The sequence below is a fragment of the Streptomyces sp. NPDC049879 genome (genome assembly GCF_044461265.1).
Lineage (GTDB): Bacteria > Actinomycetota > Actinomycetes > Streptomycetales > Streptomycetaceae > Streptomyces.
This window is the reverse complement of the sequence record NZ_JBITKT010000005.1, coordinates 129623-146423: the sequence shown is the minus strand read 5'-3', so window position 1 is coordinate 146423 and position 16801 is coordinate 129623. Positions and strand designations below refer to the sequence as shown.

The 16801-nt window shown below is 72.7% G+C and carries 16 protein-coding genes; 6 read left to right on the top strand and 10 right to left on the bottom strand.

Going from position 1 to position 16801, the window contains the following annotated elements; translation table 11 throughout:
* Window positions 1–23 precede the first annotated feature (23 nt).
* The 5 genes from ACIBPC_RS18605 to galU are packed head-to-tail and all read right to left on the bottom strand — an operon-like array spanning window position 24 to window position 3810.
* Window positions 24–647, bottom strand: a complete 624-nt coding sequence (locus tag ACIBPC_RS18605; protein ID WP_362958479.1) for a GNAT family protein — start codon at window positions 645–647, stop codon at window positions 24–26.
* Window positions 644–1132, bottom strand: coding sequence for a MogA/MoaB family molybdenum cofactor biosynthesis protein (locus tag ACIBPC_RS18600; RefSeq protein ID WP_362958477.1), 489 nt, complete (start codon window positions 1130–1132; stop codon window positions 644–646). Before ACIBPC_RS18600 ends, ACIBPC_RS18605 begins: the two co-directional genes overlap by 4 nt.
* Window positions 1129–1608, bottom strand: coding sequence for a cyclic pyranopterin monophosphate synthase MoaC (gene moaC, locus ACIBPC_RS18595; RefSeq protein WP_398845918.1), 480 nt, complete (start codon window positions 1606–1608; stop codon window positions 1129–1131). The genes ACIBPC_RS18600 and moaC overlap by 4 nt, the downstream gene beginning before the upstream one ends.
* A 23-nt stretch (window positions 1609–1631) precedes the next feature.
* The gene (gene glp / locus ACIBPC_RS18590; protein WP_398845916.1) at window positions 1632–2906 is read right to left on the bottom strand and encodes a gephyrin-like molybdotransferase Glp; all 1275 of its coding nucleotides are present in this window, start codon (window positions 2904–2906) and stop codon (window positions 1632–1634) included.
* A complete protein-coding gene (gene galU / locus ACIBPC_RS18585) occupies window positions 2899–3810 on the bottom strand; it encodes a UTP--glucose-1-phosphate uridylyltransferase GalU (protein WP_362958468.1) in 912 nt (303 codons plus the stop codon). Before galU ends, glp begins: the two co-directional genes overlap by 8 nt.
* Before the next feature lie 131 nt (window positions 3811–3941).
* Here galU and ACIBPC_RS18580 point away from each other — a divergent pair, with 131 nt between their 5' ends.
* Window positions 3942–4571 (top strand): 5-formyltetrahydrofolate cyclo-ligase, encoded by a 630-nt coding sequence (locus ACIBPC_RS18580; protein ID WP_362958465.1) that lies wholly within the window; start codon window positions 3942–3944, stop codon window positions 4569–4571.
* Between the two features lie 56 nt (window positions 4572–4627).
* On the opposite strand, the gene ACIBPC_RS18575 is transcribed toward ACIBPC_RS18580, so the two are convergent.
* Window positions 4628–7336, bottom strand: a complete 2709-nt coding sequence (locus ACIBPC_RS18575; RefSeq protein WP_362958462.1) for a penicillin acylase family protein — start codon at window positions 7334–7336, stop codon at window positions 4628–4630.
* A gap of 149 nt (window positions 7337–7485) precedes the next feature.
* On the opposite strand from ACIBPC_RS18575, the gene ACIBPC_RS18570 reads away from it, so the two are divergent.
* From ACIBPC_RS18570 to mscL, 5 genes are all read left to right on the top strand, one after another.
* The gene (locus ACIBPC_RS18570; RefSeq protein ID WP_398846567.1) at window positions 7486–9039 is read left to right on the top strand and encodes a potassium/proton antiporter; all 1554 of its coding nucleotides are present in this window, start codon (window positions 7486–7488) and stop codon (window positions 9037–9039) included.
* Between the two features lie 111 nt (window positions 9040–9150).
* A complete protein-coding gene (locus ACIBPC_RS18565) occupies window positions 9151–9495 on the top strand; it encodes an FmdB family zinc ribbon protein (RefSeq protein WP_362958459.1) in 345 nt (114 codons plus the stop codon).
* Window positions 9492–10331, top strand: coding sequence for an S-methyl-5'-thioadenosine phosphorylase (locus ACIBPC_RS18560; RefSeq protein WP_362958456.1), 840 nt, complete (start codon window positions 9492–9494; stop codon window positions 10329–10331). Before ACIBPC_RS18565 ends, ACIBPC_RS18560 begins: the two co-directional genes overlap by 4 nt.
* 168 nt (window positions 10332–10499) lie before the next feature.
* Complete coding sequence (locus tag ACIBPC_RS18555) at window positions 10500–11138, top strand: RcpC/CpaB family pilus assembly protein (RefSeq protein WP_398845912.1); 639 nt, start codon at window positions 10500–10502, stop codon at window positions 11136–11138.
* A 135-nt stretch (window positions 11139–11273) separates the two neighbouring features.
* Window positions 11274–11777, top strand: coding sequence for a large conductance mechanosensitive channel protein MscL (gene mscL / locus ACIBPC_RS18550; RefSeq protein WP_362958671.1), 504 nt, complete (start codon window positions 11274–11276; stop codon window positions 11775–11777).
* A gap of 97 nt (window positions 11778–11874) precedes the next feature.
* On the opposite strand, the gene ACIBPC_RS18545 is transcribed toward mscL, so the two are convergent.
* The 4 genes from ACIBPC_RS18545 to ACIBPC_RS18530 form a co-directional block, all read right to left on the bottom strand.
* Entirely contained in the window at window positions 11875–12552 is a 678-nt protein-coding gene (locus tag ACIBPC_RS18545; protein ID WP_398845909.1) for an AMP-binding protein, read from the bottom strand.
* Window positions 12553–12751: 199 nt separating this feature from the next.
* Window positions 12752–14278 (bottom strand): MFS transporter, encoded by a 1527-nt coding sequence (locus ACIBPC_RS18540; protein WP_398845907.1) that lies wholly within the window; start codon window positions 14276–14278, stop codon window positions 12752–12754.
* A 176-nt stretch (window positions 14279–14454) separates the two neighbouring features.
* Entirely contained in the window at window positions 14455–15120 is a 666-nt protein-coding gene (locus ACIBPC_RS18535; protein WP_398845904.1) for a TetR/AcrR family transcriptional regulator, read from the bottom strand.
* A 204-nt stretch (window positions 15121–15324) separates the two neighbouring features.
* Entirely contained in the window at window positions 15325–16335 is a 1011-nt protein-coding gene (locus tag ACIBPC_RS18530) for a sigma-70 family RNA polymerase sigma factor (RefSeq protein ID WP_362958444.1), read from the bottom strand.
* Window positions 16336–16801: the final 466 nt, after the last annotated feature.

Here is a 16801-nt window from a genome sequence, read left to right as displayed (position 1 = left end):
GGTCTTTTATTCGAACGCGTGTCTTATTTCTGGGGGGCGTTACGGCTTTCGCGCCACCGGTTGAGCAGTCCGTCCTGCACCTCGTCCGCCGTCAGCGCGAAGACCAGGTGGTCGCGCCACGCGCCGTCGATGTGGAGATAGCGGGGCCGGACGCCCTCGGGGCGGAATCCGAGTTTCTCGACGACGCGGCGGCTCGGCCCGTTCTCCGGGCGGATGCAGATCTCCACGCGGTGCAGCCCGAGGTGGCGGAAGCAGTGGTCCGTCGCGAGCGCGACCGCCGTCGGCATGACGCCGCGCCCGGCGACGGCGCGGTCGATCCAGTACCCGATGTGGCCGGAACACATCGATCCCCAGGTGATTCCCGCGACCGTGAGCTGACCGACGAGCCGCCCGTCGTACGTCACGACGAACGGCAGCATCCGTCCCGCCTGCCCTTCCGCCCGCAGGTGACGCACCATCTGCCGGAACGTCGGCCTGCGCGGCGGCAGATGACCGGGGGGCGCCGGCGGGATGGTGGCCTCCCAGGGGCGCAGCCACTCGCGGTTGCGCTGGTTGACCTCGCGCCAGGCCGTCTGGTCGCGCAGCCTGATGGGGCGCAGGCCGACCGGTCCGTCCGCGAGCTGCACGGGCCAGAAGTGCGCGTTCACGGCCGTGGCCGGTGGTCGCCGCCGCGCAACTGGTCCACGGCGTGCCGCAGTATCGGGCGCAGCACGGCGAGGCCGTCGCGTACCCCGCCCGTGGAGCCGGGGAGGTTGACGATCAGGGTGCCGCCCGCCACGCCCGCCAGGCCGCGGGACAGCGCGGCGGTCGGGACGGCGGCCGCCCCGGCGGCGCGGATCGCCTCGGGGATGCCGGGGACCTCGCGGTCCAGCACGGCGCGGGTCATCTCGGGTGTGCGGTCGGTGGGGGAGACGCCGGTGCCGCCTGTGGTGAGGACGACGTCGTACCCCTCGGCGACGGCGGCGCGCAGGGCGTCGGCGACGGGTTCGCCGTCCGGGACGACGCGGGGGCCGTCGGTGGCGAAGCCCAGCTCGGTGAGGGCCGCCACGAGCAGCGGGCCGCCGGTGTCCGCGTACACGCCCGCGGCGGCGCGGTTGGAGGCGGTGAGGGCGAGCGCGCGGTAGGCGGTCATCGGGCGCGGCTCCAGTCCCCGGACTTGCCGCCGGACTTCTCCTCGACGCGGATGTCGGTGATCATGGCGGCCTTGTCGACGGCCTTCACCATGTCCACGAGGGTCAGCGCGGCGACGCCCACGGCGGTCAGTGCCTCCATCTCGACGCCGGTACGTCCCGTGGTGCGGACCGTGGCGGAGATCTCGACCGCGGTGTCCGTCACCTCAAGGTCCACGGTCACGCCGGACACGGGCAGCGGATGGCACAGGGGGATCAGGTCCGGGGTGCGCTTGGCCCCCATGATCCCGGCGATGCGGGCGGTGGCCAGTGCGTCGCCCTTGGGAACGCCCTCCCCGCGCAGCAGTTCCACCACCTCGGGCGCCACCAGGACGCGGCCGGTGGCGCGTGCGGTGCGGTCCGTGACGTCCTTGCCGGTCACGTCCACCATCCGGGCGGCTCCCGAGCCGTCGAGATGGGTGAGATGGGGGGTGTTCATGAGCAGTAACGGTACCCCTCTGCTCAGTTCAGCAGCAGCACCGTCAGCTCGGCACCGGCGGCCACGCGTGACACGTCCTCCGGGATCTCGATCAGCGCGTCCGCGCGGGCGAGGGCGGCCACCAGGTGCGAGCCACTGCCGCCGACGGGGCGTACGGAGCCCAGTCGTTCGCCCGCAGCGGGGGCGGTGTACGCGCCGCGCAGGAACTGGCGTCTGCCGGACGGCGACTCCAGCGTCCCGTCCGCCACGAGGCGCGCCGTGGTGCGCGGCCGGTGCAGGGCGTCGGGGGTGTGCCCGGCCATGGCGCGCAGCGCGGGGCGCACGAACAGCTCGAACGACACGTAGGCGCTCACCGGGTTTCCCGGCAGGGCGAACAGCGGCACGCGGCCGGGCCCCAGCAGACCGAATCCCTGGGGCTTGCCCGGCTGCATGGCGAGGCGCCGGAAGTCGACGGAGCCGGTGAGCGCCTCCTTCACCACGTCGTACGCGCCCACGCTGACGCCCCCACTGGTGACGACCGCGTCCGCGCGGGCCAGCTGGTCGTCGAGCGCGGCGCGCAGCGACGCCGGGTCGTCGGCGACGGCGGTGGCGCGGAAGGCGACGGCGCCCGCGTCCTGGGCGGCGGCCGTGAGGAGGTAGCTGTTCGAGTCGTGGATCTGTCCCGGCTCCAGGGGCCGGCCCGGCGGGACGAGTTCGCTGCCGGTGGACAGGACGACGACGCGCGGGCGCGGCCGTACGGTGGCGGTGGCGTGTCCTGTGGCGGCGAGCAGGCCGAGCTGCGGCGGGCCGAGGACGGTGCCCGCGGTGAGCGCGACGGTGCCGGGGCGCGCGTCGCTGCCGCGCGCCCGGATGTGCTGCCCGGCGTGCGCCGGGCGCAGGACGCGGACCTCGGGGCCGCCGGTGGACGGCATCGCGTCGGCGGGCCCGCCGCCGAGCCCGCCGTCGGTCCACTCCACGGGGACCACGGCCTGGGCGCCCGGCGGCAGCGGCGCGCCGGTCATGATGCGCGCCGCCTGCCCGGGGCCCACGGCGGCGGGCGCGCCGTGTCCCGCCGCGATGTCCCCGACGACGGTGAGGACGGCCGGGTACTCCGCGCTCGCGCCCTCCACGTCGGCGGTCCGCACCGCGTACCCGTCCATCGAGCTGTTGTCGAACGGGGGCAGCGGCGCGGGCACCGGCACGTCGTCGGCGAGGACGCAGCCGTGGGCGTCGAGGAGCGGGAGGGCGAGCGGCTCCAGGGGCCGTACGGCCGCCAGGATGTCGTTCAGGTGCTCTTCGACGGACCAGGTGTCAGTCAAGACGGGGCATCTCCTCGGCGACGTAGCCGCGCAGCCAGGACCTGAAGCCGGGGCCGAGGTCGGGGCGTTCGCAGGCGAGACGGACGATGGCCCGAAGATAGTCGCCCCGGTCGCCCGTGTCGTAACGGCGTCCCTTGAAGACGACGCCGTGGACCGGGCCGCCGAGGGCGGAGTCGCCGGTCATCGCCTGGAGGGCGTCGGTCAGCTGGAGTTCGCCGCCGCGTCCCGGCGGGGTCTTGGCCAGGACCTCGAAGACGCCGGGGTGCAGGACGTAGCGGCCGATGACCGCGAGGTTGCTGGGGGCGTCGGCGGTGTCGGGCTTCTCGACCAGGCCGGTGACGCGCATGACGCGGTCGGTGACGGGCTCGACGGCGGCGCAGCCGTAGAGGTGGATGTTCTCCGGGTCGACCTCCATCAGCGCGATGACGCTGCCGCCGTGCTCGGCCTGGCAGTCGATCATCATCGTCAGCAGGGGGTCGCGGGGGTCGATCAGGTCGTCGCCGAGGAGGACGGCGAACGGCTGGTCGCCGACGTGCGGGGCGGCGCACTGGATGGCGTGGCCGAGGCCCTTCGGGTCGCCCTGGCGGACGTAGTGCATGGTGGCGAGCGTGGTGGACGCCTGGACGCGGGAGAGGCGCTCGTCGTCACCCTTGCGGCGGAGGGCGTCCTCCAGCTCGTAATTCCGGTCGAAGTGGTCCTCGAGGGGCCGCTTGTTGCGTCCCGTGATCATGAGCACGTCGGTCAGACCGGCCGCCGTCGCCTCCTCCACCACATACTGGATGGCCGGCTGGTCGACGACCGGCAGCATTTCCTTGGGAGTGGCCTTGGTGGCGGGGAGAAACCGTGTGCCGAGCCCGGCGGCGGGAATGACAGCCTTGCTGATCCGGGGGCGTGGTGACGTCATGCCGGTCACTTTATCCATCTAGTGTGCGTGGACCGAGTACTTTGCGGATGAACGTCGCGTTATGAGCAGGTTTGGGCGGCATCTGATTGCGTGGAAATCGGGACCGTGTGTGAAGGGAGCGGGTGGGGATCATGGATGAGAGGGCCCTGCTGAAACGGGAGGTCAGGCGGGATCTGCTCGCCGTGCGCGCTGCGATGGCGGACGACGAGATCGCCCAGGCGGCCCGCGCGCTCGCGCGGCGTGTCCTCGAACTGCCCGAGGTGTCGGGCGCGTCCACGGTCGCCGCGTACGTCTCGGTCGGCAGCGAGCCGGGCACGGCGGAGCTGCTCACGGCGCTCGCCGAGCGCGGCGTACGCGTCCTGCTGCCGGTGCTGCTCCCGGACGACGACCTCGACTGGGCCGTGTACGAGGGCCGCGACCGGCTCGTGGAGGCCGAGCACGCCGGGCGCATCCGGCTGCTCCAGCCGGGCGGCCCGCGCCTGGGCCCCGACGCCGTGACCCGCGCGGACACCGTCCTGCTGCCCGGTCTGGCGGTGGACCGGCGCGGCGTCCGCATGGGCCGTGGCGGCGGCAGCTTCGACCGGGCGCTCGCCCGCCTGGCGGCGGCGGGCACGCGTCCGGCGCTCGTGGCCCTGGTGTACGGGCACGAGGTGGTCGCCGAGCTGCCGCGTGAGCCGCACGACCAGCTCGTCCACGCGGCGGTCACCCCGGAGGAGGTCCTCCGCTTCCCCGGCGGGCGGTCCGGGGACGCGGCGGGCTGAGCCGCCGGGGCGCTCACCGGGGGAACGGGCGGGCCCGCCCCCCGGTTCCCGGCATGTCACTCCCCGCCGGGGACCAGCTCCAGCGTGTGCTCGGACCGCTCGCCCACCGCGTCCCGCCCGTACGCCCACGGCAGGTACTCGCCGCGCGCCCACAGCTCGGTCTGGTCGGTGTAGTTGTCGTGGTACGCGTGCCCCGAGGCGCCCGTCAGGTTGATCCACAGGGACTCGTCGAAGTCGTCCAGGCTGACGATCATCCGCATGGACGGCACCCAGGTGATGTCGTAGCCGCCCGCCGCGTTCCAGCCGCTGGCGTCCACCGCGTCGGTGCCGCCCGAGAGGTTCCACGGGCCGCGGTTGAGCAGCCACTGCACCGGGCCCGGGCCCTCCGTGCCGAGCGTCTGGTTGTTCAGCATCAGGCGGTGCAGGCGGCCCCAGCTCCAGGTGCTGACGTCCTTGCCCAGCTCGGCGGTCAGCTCCCAGCGGGCGTCGCGCAGGGCGCGGGCGAGCAGTTCGTCGCGGTTCTCCGCGGCGGGCTGGTCGACGGTCCCGGGAGCGGACCACCAGGCGCTGTCGGGGTCCTCCAGCAGGCCGCGCACGACCTCGAACCACCGGTCGCCGCCGTCCGGCTGCGCGGTCTCGGGCGACCGCTCGCCGCACTCGACGACCGTCCGCGGGCGGCCCGTCAGGTCGTCGAGCGGCTGCGACTCGTCGGCCGGCGCGACGCGCAGGCACTGGCCCTCGACGCGCAGCTCCTTCGGCAGCTTCTCGCCGAAGGCCAGATTGAGCAGGTTGCGCCACACGGCGTTGAAGTACGCGGCGCCGGGGGAGTCCGCGTCCTGGCTGAAGTCCCAGCCCTCCAGCAGCTCCTGCGCCTCGCGCACGTACGGGTCCGACACCTCGATGTCGAGGAGGTAGGGGACCAGCTCCTCCGCCATCGCGTTCTGGTTGTCGAGCTGGATCTCCTGCATGTCGCCGAGGGAGACCTTGCCGCCGTCGGCGATCTTCTCCGCGATCAGCTCGCCGATGCGGTTGCTGCGGGTGCCGTAGCTCCAGTCCTCGGTGAGGAAGACGTCGTTCGCGTCGTCGGCGGGGTCGATGACGGCCTGGTTGGCGGTGACGATGTAGCCGCGCTCGGGGTTCATCTCCCAGGGGAGGTCGTCCTGCGGGACGTACTCGTCGCGCCAGTCGTACGCGGAGTCCCAGCCGGGCGCCGGGTAGCGGCCGTCGCCCCGGCCGCGTACGGGGATGTCGCCCGGGGCCTGGTAGCCGATGTTGTCCTCGGTGTCGGCGTAGATCATGTTCTGGGAGGGGGCGGCGAAGTCGCGGGCGGCGGCGCGGAAGTCCTCGAAGTCGGTGGCGCGGTCGAGCGCGAAGACGGCGTCCATCGTGTTGGACGGCTGCAGCGCGGTCCAGGTGAGGGAGACGGCGTACCCGTCGCCGCGGTCGGGGGCGGACTGGTCGACCGGCGCGCTGTCGCCCACCTGGGCCAGCTCGTCGAGGCGGTCGGAGATGATCGGCCCGTTCTCCGTGGACCTGATCGTGATCTCGCGCGACTCGCCGCCCGCCACCTTCAGCGTCTCGGAGCGCGTCTCATAGGGGACCTGTTCACCATCGCGCAGATAGTTGCCGTCGCTGAGCTTCTCCAGGCGCAGATCGGTCACGTCCGCGCCCAGATTGGTCATGCCCCAGGCGATCGACTGGTTGTGGCCGATGATCACACCGGGCATGCCGGAGAACGTGAAACCGGACACGTCGTACGGGCACTCCGCGCTCAGCTCGGTGCAGTGCAGGCCCATCTGGTACCAGATGCCGGGCAGCGACGGCGAGAGGTGCGGGTCGTTCGCCAGCAGGGGCGCGCCGGTCGTCGTGTACGTGCCCGAGACGACCCACGAGTTCGAGCCGATGCCGCTGCCCTCGGGGCCGAGCAGGCCGGGCAGTTCGCTCAGCGTCTGCGACAGCGCGCCCAGCTGCGTCGACGCGCCGTCGAGCGCCTCCTCCGCGCCCATGGTGCCCAGCTCGCCGTCCAGGGGCGGGAAGTCCCCGGTGTTGTCGCCCGGCTCGGAGACGATCGGCGTGGCGGTGTCGTACGGGTAGTCCGGGTACAGGTCCTCGATCTCCTCGGGGGAGAGCCGCTGGCCCATCAGCGCCCGGTCGATCTCGTCCTGCATGTTGCCGCGCAGGTCCCACGCCATGGCCTTGAGCCAGGCGATCGAGTCCACGGGGGTCCACGCCTCCGGCTCGTAGTCGTTCACGAAACCCAGCGCGGCGTACTCCACGGACAGCTCCGCCCCGCTGTGCGTCGCCAGGTAGCCGTTGACGCCCGCCGAGAACGCCTCCAGGTACGCCCGGGTGTCCTCCGACAGCTCCTGGTCCCACTCCTGCTGCGCGATCGCGTGCCAGCCGAGGGTGCGCAGGAACGCGTCGGTCTCCAGCTGGTCCTCGCCGAACATCTCCGACAGCCGCCCGGCGGTCATGTGGCGCCGCACGTCCATCTCGTAGAACCGGTCCTGCGCCTGGACGTACCCCTGCGCGCGGAACAGGTCCTCCGGGGTGCTCGCGTAGATCTGCGGGATGCCGTTCGCGTCGCGCTCCACGGTGACCGGCGCGGACAGTCCGTCGAGCGCGAGTTCCCCCGAGACCTGCGGGTAGGAGGCTCGCACGGTACTGACACTCCAGTAGGCGCCGTAGCCGAGACCGGCCAGGAGCATGACGACGAGCGCGATCACGAGCAGACGACCGCGTCGCCTGGGCTTCTTGGCGGGCATTTCTGTCCTTCGCAGGGCAGCTGAGCGATGGGAAGCAACCATAGACATACGGCCACTGAGGTGAGCCTACGGGGAGTCAGCCGCCCGATTCGCCGCGATCATATGATGGTAAATTCGCGGCACATGGCGCGAATTACCCCATTTCCCCGCTGTCAGCGCTCCGAGGAGAGGACCCGCCCCTGACCGTCGACCACCTCAACGAACTGCTGCTGGCCGCCACCCTCGTCCTGCTGGTCGCCGTCACCGCCGTCCGCCTCACGTCCCGCAGCGGCCTCCCGTCGCTGCTGCTCTACCTCGCGATCGGCGTCGCCCTCGGCTCGGACGGCATCGGCGTCGAGTTCAGCGACGTCGAGCTGACCCAGGTGATCGGCTACGCCGCCCTCGTCGTCATCCTCGCCGAGGGCGGCCTCGGCACGCGCTGGCAGGACATCAGGCCCGCCCTCCCCGTCGCCGCCGTCCTCGCGACCGCCGGCGTCGGCGTCAGCGTCGGGATCACGGCCGCCGCGGCCCACTACCTCGTGGGGCTCGGCTGGCAGTCGGCGCTCGTGATGGGCGCCGTCGTCTCCTCGACGGACGCCGCCGCCATCTTCTCCGTGCTGCGCCGCGTACCCCTCCCCAGGAGACTGTCCGGCGTACTGGAGGCGGAGTCCGGGTTCAACGACGCCCCGGTCGTCATCCTGGTGGTCGGCTTCTCCGAGCTGGGCTCCCACAGCGCCGCGGAACAGTGGTACGTCCTCCCCGCCGAGATGGTGATCGAGCTGGCCATCGGACTGGCCGTCGGCCTCCTCGTCGGCAAGGCCGGTGCCTACGGACTGCGCGCCGTCGCACTGCCCGCCGCCGGGCTGTACCCGATCGCCGTGCTCTCGCTGACCGTCCTCGCCTACGCCTCGGCGGCCCTGCTCCACGGCAGCGGCTTCCTGGCCGTCTACATCTGCGCCGTGCTCCTGGGGAACGCGGGCCTGCCCCACCGGCCCGCCACACGGGGGTTCGCCGACGCGGTGGCGTGGCTTGCGCAGATCGGGCTCTTCGTCCTGCTGGGCCTGCTGGTCAACCCGGACACCCTCGGGGACGACCTCGTCCCCGCGCTGATCGTAGGGGGAGTCCTCACCCTGCTCGCCCGCCCGCTGTCCGTCCTGCTGTGCCTCCTGCCCTTCCGCCGCCCCTGGCGCGAGCAGGTGCTGCTGTCCTGGGCCGGACTGCGCGGCGCGGTGCCCATCGTGCTGGCGATCATCCCCGTCGTCGCGGACGTGCCGGACAGCGACCGGATCTTCAGCATCGTCTTCGTGCTGGTCGTCGTCTTCACGCTGCTCCAGGGGCCCACACTGCCCTGGGTCGCCCGGCGGCTGCGGCTGGGGGACGGCGAGAAGACCGTGGACGTGGACATCGAGTCCGCCCCGCTGGAACGGCTGCGCGGGCACCTGCTCTCGGTCACGATCCCGCAGCGATCCCGCATGCACGGCGTGGAGGTCGCCGAACTGCGGCTGCCGCCCCAGGCCGCCGTCACGCTGGTGGTGCGCGACGGCCGCAGCTTCGTGCCCGGCCAGGACACCGTGCTGCGCCACGGGGACGAACTGCTGGTCGTGGCGACGGACGCCGTCCGTGACGCCGTGGAACGCCGCCTGATCGCGGTCGGGCGCGGCGGCAAACTGGCGGGCTGGCTGTCCGCCCCCGACGCCGTCGCACCCCCGCCGCGCATCGAGTGACGGCGCCGGCGGGGAGCCGCGCGGAGGGGCGGCAGTGGACTTGGAGGGCCGGAATGTTGCACGATGGAGAGTGGTTAGCACTCCAGAGGGATGAGTGCCAGGAGGATGAACGTGCCGACGTATCAGTATCAGTGCACCGCGTGCAACGAGGGTCTCGAAGTGGTGCAGAAGTTCACCGACGACGCCCTGACGGTGTGCCCCTCGTGCCAGGGGCGGCTGAAGAAGGTCTTCTCCGCCGTCGGCATCGTCTTCAAGGGCTCCGGCTTCTACCGCAACGACAGCCGCAACGCGACGTCGTCCAGCAGCCCGGCCTCCTCGTCGCAGACGAAGTCCGACAAGCCGGAGAAGAAGGCCGACCCGGCGGGCGGCTCGTCGTCCGCCTCCGGCGGCTCCGGCTCGTCCGGGTCGTCGTCCTCGACCGCCACGAGCGCGGGCAGCGCGGCCTCCGCCGCATGAGCCTGCCCGCGGCCGACATCGGCGTCATCGGCGGGTCCGGGTTCTACTCGTTCCTCGACGACGTGACCGAGGTCACCGTCGAGACGCCCTACGGCCCGCCGAGCGACTCCCTGGTCGTCGGCGAGCTGGCCGGGCGCCGCGTCGCGTTCCTCCCGCGCCACGGCAGGGGGCATCACCTGCCGCCCGCCAGGATCAACTACCGGGCGAACCTGTGGGCGCTGCGCTCCCTGGGTGTCCGGCAGGTCCTCGGGCCGTGCGCGGTGGGCGGTCTGCGGGCCGAGTACGGGCCCGGCACGCTGCTGATCCCCGACCAGCTGGTGGACCGCACCAAGAGCCGGGTGCAGACGTTCTACGACGGCGAGCCCCTGCCCGACGGCGGCCGGTCGAACGTCGTGCACATGACCTTCGCCGACCCGTACTGCCCGGTGGGCCGCTCCGCCGCGCTCGCCGCCGCCCGCGCCCACGACTGGGACGCGGTGGACGGCGGCACGATGTGCGTGATCGAGGGGCCCAGGTTCTCCACGAGGGCCGAGTCGCTCTGGCACGCGGCCCAGGGCTGGTCGGTCGTGGGCATGACGGGTCACCCCGAGGCGGTCCTCGCCCGTGAGCTGGAGCTGTGCTACACGTCCCTCACGCTGGTCACGGACCTGGACGCGGGCGCGGACGTGGGCGAGGGCGTCTCGCACGCGGAGGTGCTGGAGGTCTTCGCCCAGAACATCGGGCGGCTGCGCGGGGTGCTGTTCGACGTGATCGGCAAGCTGCCGGAGACCGGCGAGCGGGACTGCCTGTGCGCCGACGCCCTGATGGGGCAGGACCCGGGGATCGCGCTGCCGTGACCGCGCGTCCCGCCGTACGGTGGGACCGGGCCCGTGCTTGATGCACGGGCCTTTTCGCTGCTCTGAGATGGGCTGCGGGGTCCCTCGTACGGGTGATGAGGTTTTCCACAGCCCCTGCATCGTCCACAGGCTCCGGCACGATTCCGGCGGAACGGGCACGGTGTGGCCATGCGTGCACTCCAGCGGCCCACCGCCACCGACACCATCCTCCCCGGCATCGACCCCTCCGACGGCACCGGCTTCGGCGACGACACCCCCGCCGGGCCCTCTCCCGCAGTGCGGCGACCTCCTGGTTCTCCCCTTCCGGCCGGTACGGGCGTGCCCGCCTTCGCGCCGGTGAGACCCCGTGGCGGGCGGCACCGGCTGCGGCGCCTGCTGCACGGGCGGCGGCGCCTGGCGGCCCTCGCCCTGGCCGCGGCGGCGGGTGTCCTCGCGCTCCTCGTCCCGGGCACTGACGTACGAGCCGCGCCTCCCGCGCCCGTACCGCCGCCCCCGGCCGCCAGGGAGGGCCCTGACGACCGCAGGGTCTCGGTGCCCGTCCGTGTCGCCGACCCGGCGGTGGCCCGGCTCGTCGGGCCCGGCGACCGGGTGGACGTGCTCGCGGCCTCCGACGCCGCTGGTCAGACGCCGGGACCGGCCACCGTGGTGGCGCGCCGCGCCCTGGTCGCGGAGGTCCCCGAGGCCGCGCCCGGGGACATCGGTGCCGGGCCAGGGGGCACCCTCCTCGTCCTTTCGGTGACCCCCGGCACGGCCGCGGACCTGGCGGGCGCGGCGGCCGCGGCCCAGCTGGCGGTGGCCCGGTGGTGAACGTGTCGCTGACGCCCGATTGGACAGGTGTCCGCGTACTGATGCAGCGTGTCCGGCGCAGTGGACGCGGAATGGCAGGAAGGGACAGCGGTGAGCGACGAGAACAAGGGCCTGGCGGCCGGGGCCCGCGAGGTGATGGGCGGATTCCGGGACTTCCTGATGCGCGGGAACGTGGTCGAACTCGCCGTCGCCGTGGTGATCGGAGCGGCGTTCACGGGGATCGTGAACGCCGTGGTGGAGGGCGTCATCAACCCGGTGATCGGCGCCTTCGGGACCCAGAACCTCGACGACTACACCTTGTGTCTGCGCGGGAACTGCGCGCCGAACGAGGCGGGTCAGATCGACGGGGTGGCCATCCACTGGGGGTCGGTCGTCAGCGCTTCGCTGACCTTCCTGATCACGGCGGCCGTCGTCTACTTCCTGATGATCCTGCCCATGAACCGCTTCCTCGCCCGGCGGCGGGCCAAGGCGCCGGTGGAGACCCCGGCCGAGCCGCCCGTCGAGACGGAGCTGGAACTGCTCGCCCAGATCCGGGACGAGCTGATCGCCCAGCGGTCGGGCGGCGCCACGGTGGGAGCGCAGCGCACGGCACCCGGGCAGGGCGCGTCGCTGGACAAGCCGTCCGACGGGCGGCCGTAGCGGGACGCGCGTACCTGACGGCGGCGGGGGCGCCGCGGAAGCCGCGGAGCCCCTGGCTCTGCCCGGGACGGTGCGCGTCCTGGGTGGCGCGCCGGGCTCAGAGGTGGTGCGGGGGCTTCTCGCTGAGGAAGCGGACCAGGTCCCCGGCGCTGTCGTCGCGCAGTCCCTCGCCCCAGCCCTCGTCGGTGTCGTCGGCCGCCCGCCGCTCCAGCGGGTCGTCGAAGACGAGGGCCTCGGGCGGTGCCGCGTCCTCGGACCGGCGGGGGGAGGGGGCGCTGCTCATACGGCCAGGATACGGCGGCGCCGCTTCCGCCCCCTCGGCCAGCGCCTCGTGCCACCACCGGTCGCGGCCGGGCGTCCAGGGCACCGGCCGGGCGTGCTGCGGGACGACCAGGACGGTGTGGATGTCCGGGCACTGCGTGAGGAGACGGTCCAGCGCCGCCTTCACCGGGTACACCTGTCCGTCCGCCTGGCAGGCGTCGGCGGCGATCGCCACCCGGGCGCCGGAGTCGCGGACGCGGTCCCGGGCGAAGGCGGACTGCTTGGTGACGGGCAGGGAGACGCGGCGGGCCCCCAGCTGGATGATCCCCACCGTCACGGCGATGGATTCGAGCCCCATGGGCAGCTGCACGGCCACGGCGTCACCGGCGCCCACGCCCAGGCGGGCCAGCGTCCCGGCCACGCGACCGCCCTGCCAGAGCAGCTGGGCGTGGCTGACCACATCGGCCGGGCCCGATCCGTCCCACGGGCCTTCGTGTCGTTCTCCTCCGGACATGGGGGCAGCCTGCCCGCGCGGTATTGACGTCCTATAAACGTTCGCTGGACGGGGCGGCGCGGGTCGGTTCGGAGGGGCGGGGTGGGCGGGGAGGGTGGGGGGCGGGGGAGGGGCCCGGACAGCCCGAGGCCCCCGCGGCGGGGAGCCGTGGGGGCCTCGGGAAGGGACGAGGCGTTGTCGCCTCGGTCTCACGGGTGGATCAGTGCACGAGCACCGGGACGGCGTGCTCCTCCTCGGTGACGTCGTCGCCCTCGGCGGCGCGCCGTGCGCCGTGGCCCTTGCTGTTGATCAGCACGGCGGCGGTCACCGCGGCGGCCACCAGGATGCCGAACGCCCACCAGATCGCGGACGTGTAGCCGTGCACCATCGAGGCGAACTCGAGCGTCTGCGGGTCGGTCGCCGTCGCACGGTGCGCCACCGCGTAGGAGGCGGTCGCGCTGGCCGCGACGGTGTTCAGCGCGGCGGTGCCGATGGCGCCGCCGACCTGCTGGGACACGTTGACCATCGCCGAGGCGACACCGGCGTCCGTCGGCAGGATGCGCTCGGTGGCCAGGCTCATGGCCGGCATGAACGAGGTGCCCATGCCCAGGCCCAGCAGGATCTCGGCGGGCAGGACGACCGAGACGTAGGCGCTGTCCGGTTCGAGGCGGGTGAGGATCAGCATGCCCAGGGACGCGACCAGCAGGCCGGGCACCATCAGCGCGCGGGGCGGGACCCGCATCACCAGGCGCGCGCCGATCTGCGTGGAGCCGATGATCATGCCCGCCACCATCGGCAGGAACGCCACACCGGTCCGCACCGGCGAGTAGCCGCGGACGATCTGGAGGTAGTAGGTCAGGAACAGGAAGAGACCGAACATACCGATGATCGCCAGGCCGAGGGACAGGTAGGCGCCGCCCCGGTTCCGGTCGGAGATCACGCGCAGCGGCAGCAGCGGCGAACGCACCCGCGACTCGACGAACACGAACAGCGTCAGCAGCACACCGGACGCGACGAAGCTGGCGACGGTGAACGTCTCGCCCCAGCTCTCCTGCTCGGCGCGGCCGAAGCCGTAGACCAGCGCGACCAGGCCGAGCGAGGCCAGCAGGACACCGGGGACGTCCAGCCGGGAGCGGTTGCGGGCGCTCTCGGGCTCGTTGACCGTCAGGATCGCGCCCACGGCGGCCACGGCGGCGAACGGGATGTTCACGAAGAAGGTCCAGCGCCAGTCCATGTAGTCGGTCAGCACGCCGCCGAGGAGCAGGCCCACGGCCGCGCCGGCACCGGCGATGGCACCGAAGACGCCGAACGCCTTGGCGCGCTCCTTGGCCTCGGTGAACAGGACCGTCAGCAGGGACAGCGACGCGGGCGCCAGCAGGGCGCCGAAGACACCCTGGAGGGCGCGGGAGCCGAACATCATGGCCTCGTTCTGCGCGGCGCCGCCCAGCGCGGAGGCCAGGGCGAAGCCGATCAGGCCGATGACGAAGGCGCGCCTGCGTCCCCACATGTCGGAGACGCGGCCGCCGAAGAGCAGCAGACCACCGAACGCCAGCGCGTAGGCCGTGATGACCCACTGCCGGTTGGCGTCGGATATGCCCAGGTCGGCCTGGGCGGAGGGCAGCGCGATGTTCACGATCGTGCCGTCGAGCACGACCATCAGCTGCGCCAGCGCGATGAAGATCAGGGCCTTCCAGCGCTTGGGATCGAGGGTGCTGTGAGCGGGGCTCACGGCCGTTTCCGGTGGCATAGGGGCGAGTACCTCACGAAGCGTAATGGTTGAATACGTGACGAATCAGGAGAAAACGAAAAACGACGGCAGAGCGAAGCGGGCGGGGCGCGGCGCGGGCCGCGCGGGGTGGGAAGGCGACTCGGCGGCGAGTCAGACGGTGGTGGCGGTGGCCGGGACGACGGCGTCCCGCCCAGTCAGTGGCGGCGGCTGCTCCGGCAGATCTCTTCCTTGAGGTCGGCCAGGGAGCGGCTCTCGCCCGGCAGGGTCCCGGGCGCCGGCGCGCGCAGCCCGTCCACGAAGATCTGGAGGTGCCGCAGCAGCAGCATCTCGTCGTCCTGGTCGGTTCCCGGGACGGGCGAGGTGAGCCGGGCGACGCCGACGAGGATGTCCCCCGAGCCGACGTCCGGCCGCAGCTGCCCCGAGGCGTGCGCCCGGTCCACGAGCCGCTGGACGGTCTCGTGCATACGGGCGTTGCTCGCGACGAGCTGCGGATCGCGCGGGTCGACGTCGCCCCCGAGCATCGGGCACAGGCCGCCGACCCGTTCCCCGGCGGCGTTGAGCACCAGCCTGTGGAGGGCCTCGAAGGGGTCGGAATCGGCCTCCAGCGCCGCGCGGGCTTCGTCGATGATGCGGTGGTTCACGTCCAGGAGCACCGCGATCAGCAGCGCCTCCCGGTCGGGGAAGTGCCGGTACAGGGTGGCATTGCCCACGCCGGCCCGTCGAGCGATTTCGTCGAGCCTGGCGTCCGTCCCGTACAGGACGAAGGCCTCCCGCGCGGCGGCGAGGATGCGCTCGCGGTTGCGCAGCGCGTCGGCGCGCAGCCGTGTGCCCGTGGTGGTCGCGGTGGCCGTGCCGCCCATGGGCCGCTCCTCTCCGGTCGGGGGCGCCGTCCGGCGCCGGGTCCGCAATCGGGGACTGGCTCCCCGCTTGCGGCGGACAATGTCCCAAACGGATACGGGGTCCCCGGTTATTTCCCGGCGCCCGTGTGTCCTGTGTCACAGCCCCGCGGACGCGGGCAGCGCAAAGCCCCGGCGCCCTCCGGCGCCGGGGCCCTGGCGGCCCGGTCAGGCCGCCGCGTCGAACCCGGAGTCGCTGGCCATCCGCTTCAGTTCGAGCAGCGCGTGCTTCTCGATCTGCCGGATGCGCTCACGGGTGAGGCCGTGCTGCTTGCCCACCTCGGTGAGCGTGCGCTCGCGGCCGTCCTCGATGCCGTACCGCGCCCTGATGATGGCGGCGGTCCGCTGGTCGAGGCGGCCGATGAGGTCTTCGAGACCCTCGCGGCGCATCATCACGAGGACGGACTGCTCGGGGGACGCCGCCGAGGTGTCCTCCAGCAGGTCGCCGAACTGGGTCTCGCCCTCGTCGTCCACCGACATGTTGAGGCTCACCGGGTCGCGCGCCCAGTCGAGCACGTCCTGTACGCGCTCGGCGCTGGAGCCCAGCTCCTTGGCGATCTCCGCGGGCTCCGGCTCGCGCCCGTTCTCGCGGTTGAACTCCCGCTGCACGCGCCGGATGCGGCCCAGCTCCTCCACCAGGTGGACGGGCAGGCGGATGGTCCGGGACTGGTCGGCTATCGACCGCGTGATCGCCTGGCGGATCCACCAGGTCGCGTACGTCGAGAACTTGAAGCCCTTGGTGTAGTCGAACTTCTCCACGGCCCGGACCAGGCCCGCGTTGCCCTCCTGGATCAGGTCGAGCAACGGCAGCCCGCTGCGCGGGTACCGGCGGGCGACGGCCACGACGAGCCGCAGGTTGGACCGGATGAAGGTGTCCTTGGCGCGCTCGCCCGCCACGGCGATGCGCCGCAGCTCCTCGGGTGTGGCCGAGGCGACCGCACTGTCCGCCGGGGCCTCCTCCTCGCCGTCGAGGATGCGCTCGGCGTACAGCCCGGCTTCGATCGCGAGGGAGAGCTCCACCTCCTTCGCGGCGTCGAGCAGCGGTGTACGGGCGATCTCGTCGAGGTACATCCCGACGAGGTCGCGCTCCGTGGCATCGCTGCCTGCGCTGGACCGGACACTGCCCGTCGTCTCGACACTGTCGGTGTCCGAGCGCCGGGCGACGGCACGGGTTGCCATACGTGCACTCCCTTGCGAAGTGGTCGAAACCTCTGGCTGGCTTCTCGTGGGTTGGTCGTGAGGTCTTCTCGTGATCCGGACGGGAACGCCCCCTCGCCTTCCGCGTCCATAACGAATCAACGACGGGAATACGGACAGAATTCCCAACCGGCGCAACTTTTTCCGGGTGATGCAGTACCCTGCTCCCCCTCGCGGCGCACGGTCATCCTCTCCACATCCCTCAAGACGAACGAGATCCTGTCTTAGTTGCTTCCGGGTACCCGCCACTCCAACCCGTCATTCGACGCGCTCCCCAAGGCGTCGGAGCACGCCCCGCGGCCGTCCGCCACGCGCCCCGCGCCCGTTCCCCGCCGCACGCCCGTCGCGGGGGCTCCCTGGTGACGCCCGTCCGCGCCACGGGTAGGTTGCCGCTCAGGGCCGGCCCGCCGTACGGCGTGTCCGAGCGGGGGAGCCCGGTGGGGTGGGG